The organism is Flavobacterium fluviatile, from assembly GCF_010645065.1.
Lineage (GTDB): Bacteria > Bacteroidota > Bacteroidia > Flavobacteriales > Flavobacteriaceae > Flavobacterium > Flavobacterium fluviatile.
The window spans coordinates 563,182-579,271 of the sequence record NZ_JAADZW010000001.1; the positions used below are offsets into that span (position 1 = coordinate 563,182).

The 16,090-nt window shown below is 36.1% G+C and carries 11 protein-coding genes; 1 reads left to right on the forward strand and 10 read right to left on the reverse strand.

The window, feature by feature from the left end; genetic code table 11:
• Positions 1-12: 12 nt before the first annotated feature.
• From GXM17_RS02035 to rhaT, 8 genes are all read right to left on the reverse strand, one after another.
• Entirely contained in the window at positions 13-831 is an 819-nt protein-coding gene (locus GXM17_RS02035; RefSeq protein WP_163397613.1) for an SDR family oxidoreductase, read from the reverse strand.
• Positions 832-848: 17 nt separating this feature from the next.
• Positions 849-1,436: a LutC/YkgG family protein gene (locus GXM17_RS02040; RefSeq protein ID WP_163397614.1), complete on the reverse strand. Its 588-nt coding sequence runs from the start codon at positions 1,434-1,436 to the stop codon at positions 849-851.
• Entirely contained in the window at positions 1,429-2,829 is a 1,401-nt protein-coding gene (locus tag GXM17_RS02045; RefSeq protein ID WP_163397615.1) for a lactate utilization protein B, read from the reverse strand. The genes GXM17_RS02040 and GXM17_RS02045 overlap by 8 nt, the downstream gene beginning before the upstream one ends.
• Positions 2,830-2,993: 164 nt before the next feature.
• Positions 2,994-3,725 carry a (Fe-S)-binding protein gene (locus GXM17_RS02050; RefSeq protein WP_163397616.1) on the reverse strand — a complete coding sequence of 244 codons (732 nt, stop codon included), beginning with the start codon at positions 3,723-3,725 and terminating at the stop codon, positions 2,994-2,996.
• A 262-nt stretch (positions 3,726-3,987) separates the two neighbouring features.
• A complete protein-coding gene (locus tag GXM17_RS02055; protein WP_163397617.1) occupies positions 3,988-5,349 on the reverse strand; it encodes an FGGY-family carbohydrate kinase in 1,362 nt (453 codons plus the stop codon).
• A gap of 123 nt (positions 5,350-5,472) precedes the next feature.
• On the reverse strand, positions 5,473-6,747 hold the full coding sequence (locus GXM17_RS02060; protein ID WP_163397618.1) for a sugar isomerase: 1,275 nt from the start codon (positions 6,745-6,747) through the stop codon (positions 5,473-5,475).
• 218 nt (positions 6,748-6,965) lie between these two features.
• The gene (locus GXM17_RS02065; protein WP_163397619.1) at positions 6,966-9,107 is read right to left on the reverse strand and encodes a bifunctional aldolase/short-chain dehydrogenase; all 2,142 of its coding nucleotides are present in this window, start codon (positions 9,105-9,107) and stop codon (positions 6,966-6,968) included.
• 30 nt (positions 9,108-9,137) lie between these two features.
• Positions 9,138-10,208, reverse strand: a complete 1,071-nt coding sequence (gene rhaT, locus GXM17_RS02070; protein ID WP_163397620.1) for an L-rhamnose/proton symporter RhaT — start codon at positions 10,206-10,208, stop codon at positions 9,138-9,140.
• Between the two features lie 282 nt (positions 10,209-10,490).
• On the opposite strand from rhaT, the gene GXM17_RS02075 reads away from it, so the two are divergent.
• Positions 10,491-11,531, forward strand: a complete 1,041-nt coding sequence (locus tag GXM17_RS02075; RefSeq protein ID WP_163397621.1) for a GntR family transcriptional regulator — start codon at positions 10,491-10,493, stop codon at positions 11,529-11,531.
• A 212-nt stretch (positions 11,532-11,743) separates the two neighbouring features.
• Here GXM17_RS02075 and GXM17_RS02080 read toward each other — a convergent pair whose 3' ends face one another.
• Complete coding sequence (locus GXM17_RS02080; RefSeq protein WP_163397622.1) at positions 11,744-13,591, reverse strand: rhamnogalacturonan lyase; 1,848 nt, start codon at positions 13,589-13,591, stop codon at positions 11,744-11,746.
• A gap of 279 nt (positions 13,592-13,870) precedes the next feature.
• On the reverse strand, positions 13,871-16,066 hold the full coding sequence (locus tag GXM17_RS02085) for a hypothetical protein (RefSeq protein ID WP_163397623.1): 2,196 nt from the start codon (positions 16,064-16,066) through the stop codon (positions 13,871-13,873).
• Positions 16,067-16,090: the final 24 nt, after the last annotated feature.

Consider the following 16,090-nt stretch of genomic DNA (forward strand, 5'->3'; position numbering starts at 1 on the left):
CTTTTCTTAAAATTATACACCACTAAAGATTGTAAAACCACCGTCTATAGTCACTTTTGAACCTGTAGCAAATTTTGAAGCATCGCTAAGTAACCAAACCAAAGCTCCAATTAATTCGTCCGGATTTCCAAAACGTTTGTAAGGTGTATTTGCAATAATTAAATTTCCTCTTTCGGTTAAACTTCCATCAGGATTTGTCAATAACGTACGGTTTTGTTCTGTTAAGAAAAATCCCGGAACGATTGAGTTCATTCTGATTTTATCGCCGTATCGTTTTGCCATTTCAACAGAAAACCATTTGGTGTAAGAATCAATAGCTGATTTTGCCAGACTGTATCCTAAAACTTTTGTTATCGCCTGTTCTGTTGCTACAGAAGATATATTTACGATGCTTCCTACGCCCTCATTGTTTTTGATTACTTCGCCAAAAACCTGAGTTGGTAAAAGTGTTCCGAATAAATTAAGGTTCATTACTTTTTGCAAAGCATCCATGTTTAGTTTAAAAATATCCTGATCGGACTGAATTACTGCTTCCGGCATATTTCCTCCGGCAGCATTTACCAAACCATCAATTTTTCCGTATTTTGAAAGCACAAGGTCACGCGCTTTTATCAAATCACTTTCAATAGTTACATCAGCAATCAAAGCGATTGCCTCTCCTCCGTTTTTGATAATTGATTCTGTTCTTTCATTTGCAACTTTTTCGTTTCTCCCCAAAACACCTACAATTCCGCCTGCAGCCGCGATACCATTAACAAAAGCTTCTCCCAATACTCCGGTCGCTCCTGTAACGATTATTACTTTACCGTTTAATTCAAAATCTGTCTTCAATTTTTTATATTTTAGTTTTAATCCAACAAAAATACAATTAATCCTCTTGCGCCGTGTGCGCCCAACACTAAAGATTGCTCGATATCAGCTGTTTTTGAAGGTCCTGCAATAAAAGTGGCAAAACCATACTCTAAATTCCCAATTCTTTCGTAAGCCTGGTGCATTGTTGCCAATATTTCACTTTTTTTTACAATAATTGCTAAATATTGCGCAATAAAAGGTGCTACGCGTTGTCCTAAAATATCATCAGTTACGTAAAGTGCACTATTTTCGGCAACACCAAAATGAGCGTTCACAATAACAAGCTCCACATTTTGAAGTGTATGCGGATCATCTTTTTTCCAGTCCAGTGATGCGACTTCAGAAAGTTCCGGAATAGTCGTAATGATCCTTCTGTCAAGGGAATAATTATTTCTGATAAAATCTAAAATTGCATTATAATCAGCAACTTCAACGCTTTCTCCGCCAATACCTTTCAAAACGGTTTTATAGGTTTCTAAAACATTAGGATTTTCAGAGCTTATAAGATTTAAATCAGGTAAGTCTGTTACAGAATCAGGTTGATTTTGTTTTATTCTTTGTAAAATTTCGGCTTTACTACTCATTATTCTTCGCTTTAGATTCACGTGAATTTTTCTTGTACCATTCTCTAAAAGATTCCTCAGGAACATCAGGCATTTCACGTTGATCGTACCATTTGTTCATCTTATTATTAACCATTCCGGGAATATTTTTCATCACAAACCTTCCTGACTTTCCGGCTAAATTAAATACGGTAGGATTTGCCAAAACCGTTGCCATTGTTTTCATCGCTACTGTTTTTGCAGTTGGCGTATGTCCTTCTTTAACCAATACCTGACGCCATTTGTATAGCTGATCATGGATATCAATCTTTACAGGACAAACATTCGTACATGAACCACAAAGTGTACTGGCAAAAGGCAGATCAGCATTTTTGCTCATATCTAAATTTGGTGCCAAAATAGAACCAATTGGCCCGGCTACTGCATTATGATAACTATGCCCTCCACTTCGTCTGTAAACAGGGCATGTATTCATACAGGCACCACAACGGATACATTTTAACGAGTTTCTAAATTCTTCCCTGCCTAATTGTTTGCTTCTGCCGTTATCCACAATAACAATGTGCATTTCCTGACCTTCTCTAGGCTTTTTAAAATGACTTGAGAAAGTAGTTATTGGCTGTCCGGTAGCACTTCTGGCCAACAATCTTAAGAAAACACCCAGATGTTTACGCTGCGGAACGAGTTTTTCGAATCCCATACATGCAATGTGTACATCTGCGAGATGCGCACCCATATCTGCATTTCCTTCATTTGTACATACTACGAATTCTCCGGTTTCAGCAACGGCAAAATTTACTCCGGTTAAAGCTACTTTCCGGGTTAAGAAAGTATTTCTTAAACTTTGGCGAGCCGATTCAGTTAAATATTGAGGATTAAAATTTCCTTTTTCAGTACCTAAATGTTCGTGGAAAGTTTCACTTACATCTTCTTTTTTAAGGTGAATAGCCGGTAAAACAATATGGCTTGGCGGTTCTTTACGAAGCTGTACAATGTACTCCCCCAAATCAGAATCGATAACTTCAATTCCTTTTTCTGCGAGATAATCGTTTAAATGGCATTCTTCAGTAAGCATTGATTTTGACTTTACCATTTGCTTTACATCATGTTTCGCCATTATCGAATGAACGATTTCATTATGCTCCTTCGCATCGGCTGCCCAGTGAACAGTAATTCCGTTCTTTTGAGCATTTTTCTCAAATTCGATTAAATAATCATGAATGTTTGAGAGCACATTATGCTTAATTTGTGAAGCCGTTTCCCTAAGCAATTCCCAATCCGGAATTTGGTGTGCGGACCTGTCACGTTTTTCACGAACAAACCAAAGTGTTTCATCATGCCAGTTTACCCGTTCAACATCCTTGTTGAAACGAGTGGCGGCTTCGCTATGTGGTATTGTTTTTTCTGAAGACATTTTAAATGATTTTTGACAATAATCAATTAGTGATTAGTAAATGTTATTAGTAATTAGCTTTAAAAAAACTTAAACACATAACTAAAGTGCTCATTATTATAATTTTATTTTTAAATCAACAGACTGATCACTCTTCACTAATTACTATTGACTCAATTTATTTTCTATGAATTTAATATTTCAGCAATATGAATCGTTTTTATATGGCTTTTTTGTCTTTTCAGAATTCCTTCTAAGTGCATGAGGCAGGACATATCACCACCTGTAATATATTCAACATCATGTTTTTCATGATCTTTGATTCGGTCCTGACCCATTTTTACAGAAACCGCTTCTTCCGTTACACAAAAAGTACCTCCAAAACCACAACATTCGTCTTTTCTGCTTAAAGAAACTAAATCCAGACCTTTAATATTGTTCAGTAATTGTTCAGGTTTAGAGAAATATGGAGCATTCAATTCTGTCATCTGCGAAAGCTTAAGTCCGCGTTGTCCATGACAGCTTTGATGTATCCCTACTTTGTGCGGAAAATTTCCTTCGATGTGATCTACTTTAAGTACATCAGTAATAAATTCAGTTAATTCAAAAACTTTTTTGCGCATTTCTGCAGCCAGTTCTTCCTGTTTTTCATCATGCAAATGATCCTTAACATGTAAAACACAACTTCCTGAAGGACAAACGATATAATCAAATTCTGAAAAATTAGCTATAAAGTTTGCATCACAGCCTTTGGTTAAATGCGCATAACCACTGTTAGCCATTGGCTGACCGCAGCAAGTCTGTTTCATCGGAAAACGGACATCGCATCCCAGTTTCATTAATAGCTCATAAGTTGCAATTCCTACTTTAGGATAAAATTGGTCGACGTAGCAGGGTATGAATAATCCAATTTTCATATTCTTGGTAATTATAATTTTTTCACGCAGATTTTTAAAAGGATTTGAGCTGATTTACACATATTATTTTAAAATTAATTTGCTATAATTTGCAGAATCAGTGTCAAAAAAATCTATATTTTTCTTCGGTAATCTTTTTTTACGCAGTTTATTTTAAAATTAAATCTGCTTGATCTGCAAAATCTGCGAGAAATAAAAAACTCCCGCAGATTTTGCAGATTTAGGAGATTTTTTTTCTAATCCTTTAATTTACTAATTTATCTTAATGTTTATAAAACTTCAGATCAATCAAATCGTTCTGTATCGGTTTAGGATTCCAGTTTTGGTGAATTGCCAATGCTGCTCCCAAAGCACTTGCCTGTGCCATTGAAGCCGCATAAACTTCTACATCCGGGAAAGCTTCGGCAAGTAAATTCATAAAAATAGAGTTCTTACTAAATCCACCATCCACAAAAATTTTCTTTACAGGGCTGTTATGAATCACTAAATTAGTTGAAAAAACTTGTTGTTCAACTAGATCCAGCATTAATTGATGGTAAGCGATTTCGTATGATTTGAAAGCGGAAAGGTCTCTCTTTTGAAAAGGACATTCATTTAAAATATCAAAATCATACTTTTTTGGATAAACAATTTGAAAATTCACTGCTCTTAAATTCGATACAATTTTTTTGTCAAAATAGACATTTTTAAAAGTATCAAATGGCACGTTGAAATGCTCTGCCAGTCTTTTTGCCTGTATTTCATGCTCATTACCAGAAAACAAACGGGCTGCCTTTACAGGTTTTTCCGTGTATTGCATGTAACACAAACAGTCATTTTTAAGTTCTTCAAACGTTAAAGGTTTATTGTTAAAAGGATTCAGTGAAATACTCCATGTTCCTGTTGACAACAAAACAAAAGGTTCAGTAAAATTTATTGTATAAGGAATTATGGCCGATGAACTGTCATGCAAACCAATTCCGACAGCCAGGTCATTTTCTTTTTTTATGACATCTTTACCATAATGAAGTGGCGCCAGTTTTTCTCTTATACCTTCACTTTTAAGCCATTTGTGATACTTCATCTTTTTAAAATTCCAAAGATTTGTATGACAACCAATGCTTGTAATGTCAGTATAAGCTTCACCGGTTAACAGAAAACTCAGGTATTGGGGCAAATGGAGGCAATATTTTACTTTTTCAAACAATTCCGGCCTCTCTTCTTTTAACCTGTAAATCTGCATTCCGGAATTCAGGCTTCCTAAAACAGGAGAAGCTGTTTTTACTGCAAAAACCTCTTCTCCTCTGTATTTTTTATAAAAACCATTTTTCAGTTCTTCCGGATAATCTTTTAAATAATTGTATAAAGGGGTCAATGAATTTCCCTCTTCATCAATATAAACAAAACTAGCTCCATAAGTACTGAAATTAATCGCTTTAAGAACATAATTGTTTAGTTCTTTTATTTCTGATAATCGTTCGAGAATCCACTCTTTCAGTACATCAATATTTTCGCAGGGAAAACCGTCTTCATCAACGGTTTCTTCCAGATTTACTGATTTTTCCCAAACGATTTTATAATTTTCATCAAATAAAAATACCTTTTTGTTGGTTTTACCAATATCAAAAATTGCAACTACATTCATTTGTTTTAGTTCTGAGTTTTGAGTTATAAATTATGAGTTAATTTCTATTCGAAAAAATCGTGATTATTAAGCAAAGTCTTTTTGTTTTTAAACTTATAACTCATAATTCATACCTTATAATTATTACAATCCTGTCGCTACGGTTTTTAATCCTCTTTCGCCAATTAGATTTCCTCTAACGTCAAGACTGCGGTACAATTCAACAGGATTTAACGCTGCACCTGAACGCAAGCGGGCTTCAGCAACTAAAGCACGAACATCTGTACGGAAAGCATTTTGAAGAATCTCCTGTGCTTTTACCACATCATTTTCAGCTTGTGCAATTTCTAACGCTTTTCTGTCAACTGAAAGGGCCTGAGCATAAGCAATCATAATCGCTTCAACAGATTGTAATAAATCCTCCAAAGGATCTTTTATGTTGTGAGACGCATCAATCATCCAGCCTAAATCTTTGGCATGATTCATTCCACGAGCGTCCATTCCTTCAACTAATTCGTTGAAAATCAAGAACAGCTGGTAAGGTTTTAAAGCTCCTGCTGTTAAGTCATCATCCCCATATTTAGAATCATTGAAATGGAAACCTCCTAATTTATCTTCCATCAATAATAAAGAAACAATTTGCTCGATATTTGCATTTGGAAGGTGGTGACCTAAATCCACCAGTGTTTTTGCTTTATCACCTAATTTTTTCACATAAGAATACGATTGTCCCCAATCTGCAACAGTTGTAGAGTAAAAATTAGGCTCAGCACATTTATACTCTAAAAACAATTTCCAGTTTGAAGGCAAAGCTGCATAAATTTCCTGTAAACTTTCTAAAGTATTCTCGTAAGCTCTTCTGAAATTTAATTGTCCCGGAAAATTAGAACCATCGGCAAGCCAAACTGTCAAAGATTCAGAACCCAATTCTATACCTTGCTTAATTACTTCGATATTATGATCTACAGCTTGTTTACGAATTGCTTTGTTTACGTTCTGCAAAGATCCGTAACGGTATGAATGCGCAGAATCTGTCTGATCCTGAAATGTATTTGAATTTACTGCATCAAACAGCAAGTTATGCTGCGCTGCTAACGCTTTTATCGCTTTATGATCTTGTGGGATATCCCACGGAATATGTAAAGAAATCGCTCCTGAAGCATTGTTTAATTTATGAAGCAAACCTACATCTTCAATTTTTTCTTCTAATGAGCGAGGCTCTCCTCCACCTGCAAAACGTCCGAATCTTGTTCCTCCGGTTCCTAATGCCCAGGATGGAATTGCGATTTGAAAATCGATTAATTTTTGAATTATAGCTTCACTTTCTGCAATTTCAGAAGCTGTAAAAACCAATTTATTCTGATGTTTTTTTAATAAATCATCATTATGAGATGCGATAGTGTTTGATTGAATTAACATACTTATTTATTTTAAAATAGGGTTTACAATATAAGGCTATTTCTAAAAACCAAACCCTTGTTATACGTTACTTTTTGTGTTTTCTTGTTTGTTTTTAATGTGTTTAGGAAATTTATTTATAAAATAGAATTGTCATAAAAAATCTAACGTCCGACCGAAATCGAACGTTAGAAAACAAAAACCACTTTGTTAAATAAACTTAAAAAAAACTAAACAACTTATCTGTAAAAGCCCATTGTTACTCCGCCGTCTACATTCAGGGCGTTTCCTGTCGATTTATTCAACAGACCTCCTACGAATGCGAAACATGCGTTTGCAATATCATCAGGCAATATAATTTCATTTAATAATGTGCGTTTCGCGTAATAAGCAGGCAATTCTTCAACGGTAATTCCGTAAGCTTTTGCACGACCTTCAGCCCATCCGCCAGACCAGATATTAGAATCTGAGATTACAGCATCAGGATTCACTGTGTTTACACGAATTTTATCCGCACCTAATTCAGCAGCCATCAAGCGTGTTAAATGCGCCTGAGCCGCTTTTGCAGAACCGTATCCAGGATTGTTTGGACCAGCCACTACAGCATTCTTAGAAACAATGTTTACGATATCTCCACCAAAACCTTGTTTACGCATTACTTCGATTCCGGCTTTAGAAACAATAAACTGTCCTTTAACCAAAATATCATATAATCTGTCCCACTCTTCAAGGGTGTGCTCAGCGATTGATTTTGAAATACTGATACCAGCATTGTTTACAATGATATCAGCACCACCAAATGCTAAACAAGCAGCATCTAAAGCTTTTTCTGTACTTACATCGTCAGTAACGTTTAATAATGTACTAGAAACAGCATCTCTGCCAAATGTTTTGATGAATTCTGCTTTTGCACCTTCTAAACGCTCTTCGTTAATATCGTTGATTACAACACAAGCTCCTTCTTCAGCAAATCTTTTAGCGATAGCTTTACCAATCCCACCAGCAGAACCGGTAACTAAAGCAACTCTTCCTGACAGTGCTTTTGGTTTTGGCATACGCTGTAATTTTGCTTCTTCCAACAACCAGTATTCGATATCAAAAGCTTCCTGGTGAGGCAAAGAAGTATATTCAGAAACCGCTTCAGCACCTTTCATTACATTTACGGCATTGATATAGTATTCAGATGCTAAACGAGCCATCGTTTTATCTTTGGCAAACGTAAACATACCAACTCCGGGATATAAAATTACAACCGGGTTCGGGTCACGCATTGCAGGAGAATTAGACTTTTTACAAGCATTGTAGTAGTCTTTGTACATTGCTCTGTACGCTTCAAAAGCAGGAGTTAATTTTGCTTTGATTGCATCTACGTCTGATAAATCTTCGTTTGGATCTAATTCCAGAACCAAAGGACTGATTTTCGTACGTAAAAAGTGATCAGGACAAGAAGTTCCTAACGGAGCTAATTTTGATAAATCATTAGAGTTAATGAATTCCAAAACTCTTGCATCATCCGTATAATGACCAATCATCTGACGCTCTGAAGAACAGAAACCTCTTAAAATTGGAGCCACTTTTGCTGCTTTTAATTTACGATCTGCTTCCGGAAGGCTGTCAATTTTTTTACCTCCAAAAACAGGACGTTTTTTTCCGTAGTTGCTTTCTAAGTATTCAGCACATTTTTCAATAACTTCAAGTGTGTTGATATAACTCTCGTAAGAAGTGTCTCCCCATGTGAATAAACCATGAGAACCTAACATGATGCCACGTAATTTTTTTCCTTTTTTCTCCGCTTCTTCCAGACAGCTTCTTAACTGAAGCCCTAAGTCGAAGCCCGGACGCTGCCATCCTACCCAACCGATTTCCCCGTCGAATAATTCTTCTGTAATTTTTGCTCCGTCTTTAGCAGCTGCAATTGCAATAGCCGCATCCGGATGAAGGTGATCGATATGTTTAAACGGTAAGAAACCGTGTAATGGCGTATCAATAGAAGGTGCTTTAGAAGCTAAATCAAAAATACAGTGGTTAAACAACTCCACCATTTCATCTTCAAATTCAATTCCTCTGTACACATTTTCAAGATTGCGTAATCTGTCTAAGTAAAGAGCAGCACAACCTGATTTTGTCAATGTTCCGATATCTCCACCAGAACCTTTAATCCACATTACCTCTGAGCTTGCGCCTGTCAATGGGTCTTTATCTGTAATTTTTACCGAAGTGTTCCCTCCTCCATAATTAGTAAGTCTTAAATCTGCTCCTAACAAATTAGAGCGATAGATAAAAAGAGCTACTTCATCTCCTGCCAAGGCTGCAGCTTTAGCATCATCCCAAAGATAGCTTACATGCTGAAAAGTCATATTATTTGTGTTTATATTTGACATTTATTATTGATTATATTTATTATTAATTATTTATAAAGAATTTCCGATTCCCACCAAAACAATGGATAAAAACATAAGTACAATTCCAAGCAGAAAAGTATTAAAGGTCTTTTTAGTAACGCCTTTCCATTCTTTTAGGTAGAACCCCCAAAAGTTTGCTGTAAGGATGATTGTTGACATGTGCAGAATCCACGAGCTGGCTCCATTACCTAATTTACTCTCTCCCATTCCGTAAAAGAAAAACTGAAGAAACCACATTGTACCTGCAATCGCAGAAAAAAGTACATTTTTTGAAATTGGTGTATTTTTATCAGTATAATTACCAAAAGTTCTGTTTTTAAAATTAAGATAGATACACCAGATAAAGTTGGTTGTTAATCCACCCCAAAGTATAATGATGTAACTCACATTGTTTTGAAAAAGAAATTCTCCCTGATTCGGATGCAATGCTTTCCATGATTCATTGGCAACATCCGCCATGGGTTTTGCAGCTTCAATTCCGAAGTTAAAAAACGAACTTAGGATACCAGAAACTATGGCAATGATTAAACCTTTTACCAGATTAAAATCTTTGTCTTTATCTTCATGTCCGGTTTGAAAATCTTTTTCTTTTAATATTCCGGCTTTACCTAAAATAGCTATACCTATAATACATACAAGTACCCCAACCAAAACCATTTGTCCGCCTGAGTTAGAAAACATATCACTGATAGACTCTTTTCCTTCTACTGCATTGAAATTATAATAGATTGGCGGAATTAAAGCACCAAAAGCAGAACAAAATCCTAGAGTGATTGAATTACCTAAAGACATTCCCAAATAGCGAACGCCTAATCCGTAGGTCAATCCTCCAATTCCCCAAATCAGTCCCATCATGTACGCCAGTGCTTTAACAGATGGAGCAGCTGCAGCAATAATTTCAGTAAAATTCGGAATAGTTAAATAAGCGGCAATTGGCGGAACAATCAGCCAGGAGAAAAAACCTCCTACTAACCAGTAGCTTTCCCATGCCCAGTCTTTAACTTTTTTAAAAGGCATATAAAAACTGCCTGAAGAAAATCCTCCAATGGAGTGAAAAATAATTCCGAGTAATGATTCCATTTAATTTTTTTGTGGTTTTAAGTTGATAGTTATTGGTGTGGTAAAATAAGAGAATGTAAAAAAGAAAACTATCCTGTACTGTCCTTTCCCTATTTATATTTATTTTAAATCATAAATTATTGCGATAAGATTGTGCTTATGTCTTTTTTTAAATTAAAAATTCATATTTTAGCGAACGCATGCGTAATCAACATTTTTTATCTCTTTTTAAAGAAAATTATTACACATAATGCAATTTATAATACCATCTCATCAATTGAGAAAGACTTTACTACACCTACCATGATTAAATTAATAAAAATAGATGAAGATTCGAGAGTACCAAAGTACAAGCAGATTGTAGATTCTATACTGCAAAATATTGCTAATGGTAACCTGAAAATAAATCAAAAGATTCCTTCGATAAACAACTTTAGTGAGGAATTTTATATGTCAAGGGATACTGTTGAGAAAGCTTATAATATTTTAAAGGAGCGTAAAATTATCTCTTCCATACGAGGAAAAGGCTATTATATTACCAGAACAAAGTTAGAGTCTAAAGTCAATATTTTGTTCCTGTTTAATAAGCTGAGTGCGTATAAAATGAAAACTTACAGCTCTTTTATTAATACATTAGGAGCAAATGCGCATGTAGATCTTCATATCTACCATTGCGATGAGACTTTATTTTTAAATCTGCTGGATAAATTTGAAGGTGCTTACGATTATTATGTTATTACGACACACTTTAAAACAGACGAATTAAAACATTTGAGTTTTACTGATGAAGTTGCAAAAGCAATCCAGAGAATACCACAGGATAAACTGGTAATTATGGATAACATAAAAATTGGATTAGGAAGCGAAGTAATCAAAATATATCAGGATTTTGAAAATGACATTTACAATGCCTTAAAAGAAGGGCTTGCTAAAATAAACAAGTATAAAAGACTAATTCTGGTCTATCCTGAGAAAGCAGTATATCCTTATCCAAGAAGAATTTTGCATGGTTTTAGAAAATTTTGTGTAGAGCATGAAATTAATTTTGAAATTTTAAGTGAAGTCTATGATGATATGATCCTTAAGAAAGGAGACTTATTCATCACTATAGAAGAATCTGACCTGGTTAATTTAGTCAAACAGATCAGGGACGAAGAATACGTATTAGGAAGCGACATTGGCATTATATCCTATAACGATACCCCGCTAAAAGATTTATTAGGCATAACAGTTATGTCTACTGATTTTAATGAAATGGGGGAAATTGCAGCACGAATGATTTTGAACAAAGAAAAAGGAGAGATAAAAGTCCCTTTTAATTTTATAGACCGAAACTCTATTTAAAATTAGTTTCGTGGCATGAGTTTTTAGTGAAATTTTAAATGTAAACAAAGATTAAATAGTTTATTTACCACTTTTATTAAAACTTTAATAATGCCACTGGCAAGATAATGAATCTTGAAATTTCTGGCACTAATAATACCATTTTCCAAAAATAACAACAAACCTAAAAAGTCCGTGTCATGTATTTGAAACGGACTTTTTTATTTACAATCTTATTTCTTAGGAACTAAAACAATATTAGGTTTTGGAGCCGGCTGCATCCCGCTTCCAAAATAAAAACCGGTATGAGGCGGCTGGTTGTACCCTACATTTTGCCATGCAATACTCAAGCGGTACTGAGGATCGTGCATCAGTGTATATTGCCTAACATCCGTTGGAATTGTAGTCGAATAAATTCGTAATTCTTTATTGTCTTCGCTTCTTAAAATCAGTTCTTCTCTCCAGTCACCCAAAATATCTGCAGAAAGTGCCGGAGTCGATTTTGTTCCGTTATTCGAAACTGCTCCGGTTGCCGTAAACAATCTGCCTTTGCCGTATTTGTCTATGTAATTGGAGTTCAAAAGTTCCCTTGAAGTATCACCATCCCAATAAATAAGGAAGTTGATTGACTTTGGAGCATCCCCTATTTTGTTTCCTTTCATATCATATAAAAATTTAGAGCCAGACCACCAGCATTGTGCACCTTTTCTTGTCGGATCAATATTATCAGCCACACCACGTCCAACATCTTCATTTGGCGAATCGGTAAACAAAATTTTACCATCAACGGCTGAAAAAACGGCTACTCCCGGGCCGGTTGTTTTATTTTCAATTTCATGGATTCCAAATGCCTCCAATCCCGGAACATCCAAATCCAGATCTGAAACATGCAAAGCATCTCCGTGCCTTAAACCTGTAGTGTACAATCCTTTGCCATTATCATCTACGCACATCGACCCATAAATTATTTCATCCTTCCCATCATTGTCAACATCAGCAACAGACAACCCATGATTTCCCTGACCCGAATAAGGATTATCAGCATCTTTACTGTCAAAAACCCATCTTGAAGTCAGTTTTTCATTTTTAAAATCAAAAGCTGCCAAGACAGTTCTTCCGTAATAGCCTCGACACATCACCACGCTGGGATGAATGCCGTCCAGATAAGCTACACAGGCTGTAAAACGGTCAATTCTGTTTCCTTTCGTATCGTTTCCTCCGCTGCCTCCATGTCCGCCCCAGCCTGCCAAATCGCCACGTTCCGGAATATAATCTGTAGTGGTAACCAGTTTTCCGGTTCTTCCATCAAAAACCGAAAGATATTCAGGGCCTTTTAAAATTTTCCCATAAGTTCCCGATTTTGGATCTCTGTCAACCCAGTCTTTTGAAACGTCCCCAACCACATTCCCCTGACTATCGGTTGTTCCGTCTGCGGTTTTGCAAACCAGTTCTGCAACCCCGTCACCGTCCAGATCATAAACCATAAACTGTGTATAATGTGCTCCTTCACGAATGTTTTTGCCTAAACTAATCTGCCATAAAAATTTTCCCTCTAAAGTATAGGCCTGAAAAATAGGCGGATCAGTAATCCCGGTATGCGAATTATCATGTCCTTTTCCGGTCATGTGTACTACTAAATCGTATTTTCCGTCTCCGTCTAAATCCCCCGTCGAAAGGTCATTTGGAATATAACCTTCAACAGGTTTTATTACAATTGATAAATAATCTTTATCCGGACTCGAAGCCGGAACAGTAAAGCTTCCTTTGGCATCTGTTTCTTTTCCTTTTAAAATCGTTTTTACAAACCAGGTATTATCTTCCTTTGCATTTGCCTTGGAATCAACAAAATTTGTGGCTCCGGTAATTGGTTTTTCGTTTAATTTTACGGCTTGTTTTGAACCGCTTTTTCGATATAAATTAAATGCCAAATCATCAGCATCTGTCCCTAAAACACGCCAGCTGATAAAAAACTGACCTTTATCTTTTATGGCAATTACGCCACGATCTAAACTTTCCATTTGTCTTTGTGCAAAAATTGTAGAGGACAAAAACAATAATGTGAGTAAAATTTTAGGTTTCATAATTGGTTGTAGGTTATAAAGTTAGATGCAGATTAAGACTGAATTTGGTCGATATGGTTTATTGTGAATATTATTATTTTTTATTTAACTAAAAGCAGATTTTTTGACACAATTTATGTCATTTCGAGGAACGAGAAATCTTCACAAGTAGCTCTACAAAGATTGACGATTCACTTTACGGAGTTTCTTACGGAGATTTCTCGTTCCTCGAAATGACAAACTGAGCTTAAAATTAAGGCTTAGCATCTCAGAACCTTAGCAACTTAGCTCCTTTAAAAATTAAAACATTTTCTTAAATCCTTCGCTTCTCACTCTCCATGTCCCATCTTTAGGAAAGCCTGGATTCTCGATTTTATTTCCTTCCCAGCCAGCACACATCATAGCAACTGCTGTTAACAAACCTCCGTTGCCCGGAAGATAAAGGGTTAACCTTGGCGATTGATAATTGTGCCCGTTTTTCAGGTAGGTATTGGTTACCACGTTCATAAAAAGGGCATCAATCGCTTTTTCGGGCATTTGCAAACGTGCTGCTGACATAGCTGTCATTGGAAAATCCCATCCCCAGGTTTTGTCCCATGACCAGGTATCCCAAACCAGATTGAAAGTGTTTTTCATGATTTTCTTATCCAGAAGAGACGTTTCCGGAAGCATTCCGAATGTACCTAGAACAGACGGGTGATCCGTTTTAAATTCAGGATTGGTATAGGAATCTGTAGCGCTTTCTGTTGCCAGATATACATCTTTTGCAATTGGCAAAGGCGATAATTTAGACAAAACCGTTTCCCATTTTTCAGGAACTTTCTGGTTTAATTTTTTCTTCCAGTTAATAGCCGTTTTCAAAGCCCAGTTCCAATATGCTAATTCATACGTTGGATTAAAAGTTTCAATGGCTTTGAATCTTTCCTGCGCCGGAATAACGCCCGGTCCTAAAACGTAACGATCATTTTTACTGTCGTAATTGGCAAATGAAGCCATAAAATCTGCTGTTGCAAAAACACGCTCGCTGTATAAATTTAATGTTGCGGTAGTTGGTTTTGCCTGATAGATCAAATCGGCGTAGGTAATAAAATGTGGCTGCTGCCAAATCAGGAATGCCCCCACAGAAGACGGGCTTTCATTACCATCATAATCTGTCATTTTTTGCCATCTTGCCCCTTCAAAACCTTGTCTTTTTGCAATATTTTTAGCCTTTTCAAAAACTTTCTGATACCACGGAAGGCTTTTTTCAAGTAATTCCGGTCTGTCCCATAATGCAAAATGAACACCATGCCACCAATGCATTTCCAAATGTGGTTTTCCGAACCAGCTGTTGTAAGTCAAACCGGTTTCCTGTGGCGGAACTTTCCCCGTACATTGTAATTTGGTCAGGTATTGCGAAAGAATCACACGGCGCTCCAGTTCACGTGCACGCTTATCTGTACTTCCTGAAAAATCAACTGCCGCTCCGCTTTCCCAAAAACGTTTCCATTCTTTTACACTACTGTTTTCAATCGCTTCAAAAGAAGCAATTCCAGATTTGTTTTTATTTGTGTGAATGAACGAACAACTTAATTCGATTGTATTGCTTTTTGAAGGTTCTACAATAAAATAATGTTTTGCTTTTTCTTTAATCGATGCGGTGCCTTTCCATTTCAGATTAATATCATACGAAATACTGTCCATTACGTGTGTAATGGTAGCTTCTGATTTATTTTTGATTTTCAGAATGCTTTTATAATCTTGTTTTCCTCCCCATTTTTTTCCCATTTCAGTCCCCGCAATAGCAACCTGTGAAATAGCTACATCCTGTTTTTCTTCCCATTTTGTACCCATATCACCCCAAAGTCCTGTTGGAAAAGGGATTCGGACACGAATTTTCAAACGCCCTTGCTGAATTAAATCCGATTCAACTTTAAAGCCTAAAGCATCTTTTGTCTGATCGCAAGCCGTTACCACTTTCACAGAAGTGCCTTCCACCTCAAAATAGCTCTCAATTTTTCCTGTCCATAAATCCAGCTTTTGATTAATGGCTTTAATATCTTCATGCTTTACCAGACTGCCATCTTTTTTGGTGATTTCAAAACCTATATTGCCCAACTGCAACAAATGCGGGTTCTGACGAAACCATTCGACTGCTTCTTTTTTTCGTGCAGGTTCTTTAATTTGTGTTGAATATGAAATCTTACGACCATACTGATCTACATATCTTAAAGTCTCAGAAAACTTATAATTCTCCGTATTTTTATAACTGTCCCAACCCCATTCAGATTGTGTGCCAAGCGGAATTCCATTTTGGTATTTTTCCGGAAAACTCTGCAATCCGGTCGCATCAACGGTAAATGCAAAAGTACCATTACCAACGGTTAACGATGCTAAAGTATCTATTGCGGTAACCTGAACATTATGCCTTGTTACCAATGCTTTCCTGTCTATTTTTTGTTGCGCTGATAGCGAAATCGAAAATACAAATGCAATAATTAATTGATATTTTTTCATTTGAATATTTAGTTTTTAATTTTG

Coding starts and splice junctions, on each gene's coding strand:
- GXM17_RS02050 (WP_163397616.1), bottom strand. CDS start 3,725: ATGAAAATTGGATTATTCATACCCTGCTACGTCGACCAATTTTATCCT.
- rhaT (WP_163397620.1), bottom strand. CDS start 10,208: ATGGAATCATTACTCGGAATTATTTTTCACTCCATTGGAGGATTTTCT.
- GXM17_RS02045 (WP_163397615.1), bottom strand. CDS start 2,829: ATGTCTTCAGAAAAAACAATACCACATAGCGAAGCCGCCACTCGTTTC.
- GXM17_RS02065 (WP_163397619.1), bottom strand. CDS start 9,107: ATGTCAAATATAAACACAAATAATATGACTTTTCAGCATGTAAGCTAT.
- GXM17_RS02080 (WP_163397622.1), bottom strand. CDS start 13,591: ATGAAACCTAAAATTTTACTCACATTATTGTTTTTGTCCTCTACAATT.
- GXM17_RS02075 (WP_163397621.1), top strand. CDS start 10,491: ATGATTAAATTAATAAAAATAGATGAAGATTCGAGAGTACCAAAGTAC.
- GXM17_RS02040 (WP_163397614.1), bottom strand. CDS start 1,436: ATGAGTAGTAAAGCCGAAATTTTACAAAGAATAAAACAAAATCAACCT.
- GXM17_RS02060 (WP_163397618.1), bottom strand. CDS start 6,747: ATGTTAATTCAATCAAACACTATCGCATCTCATAATGATGATTTATTA.
- GXM17_RS02055 (WP_163397617.1), bottom strand. CDS start 5,349: ATGAATGTAGTTGCAATTTTTGATATTGGTAAAACCAACAAAAAGGTA.
- GXM17_RS02085 (WP_163397623.1), bottom strand. CDS start 16,066: ATGAAAAAATATCAATTAATTATTGCATTTGTATTTTCGATTTCGCTA.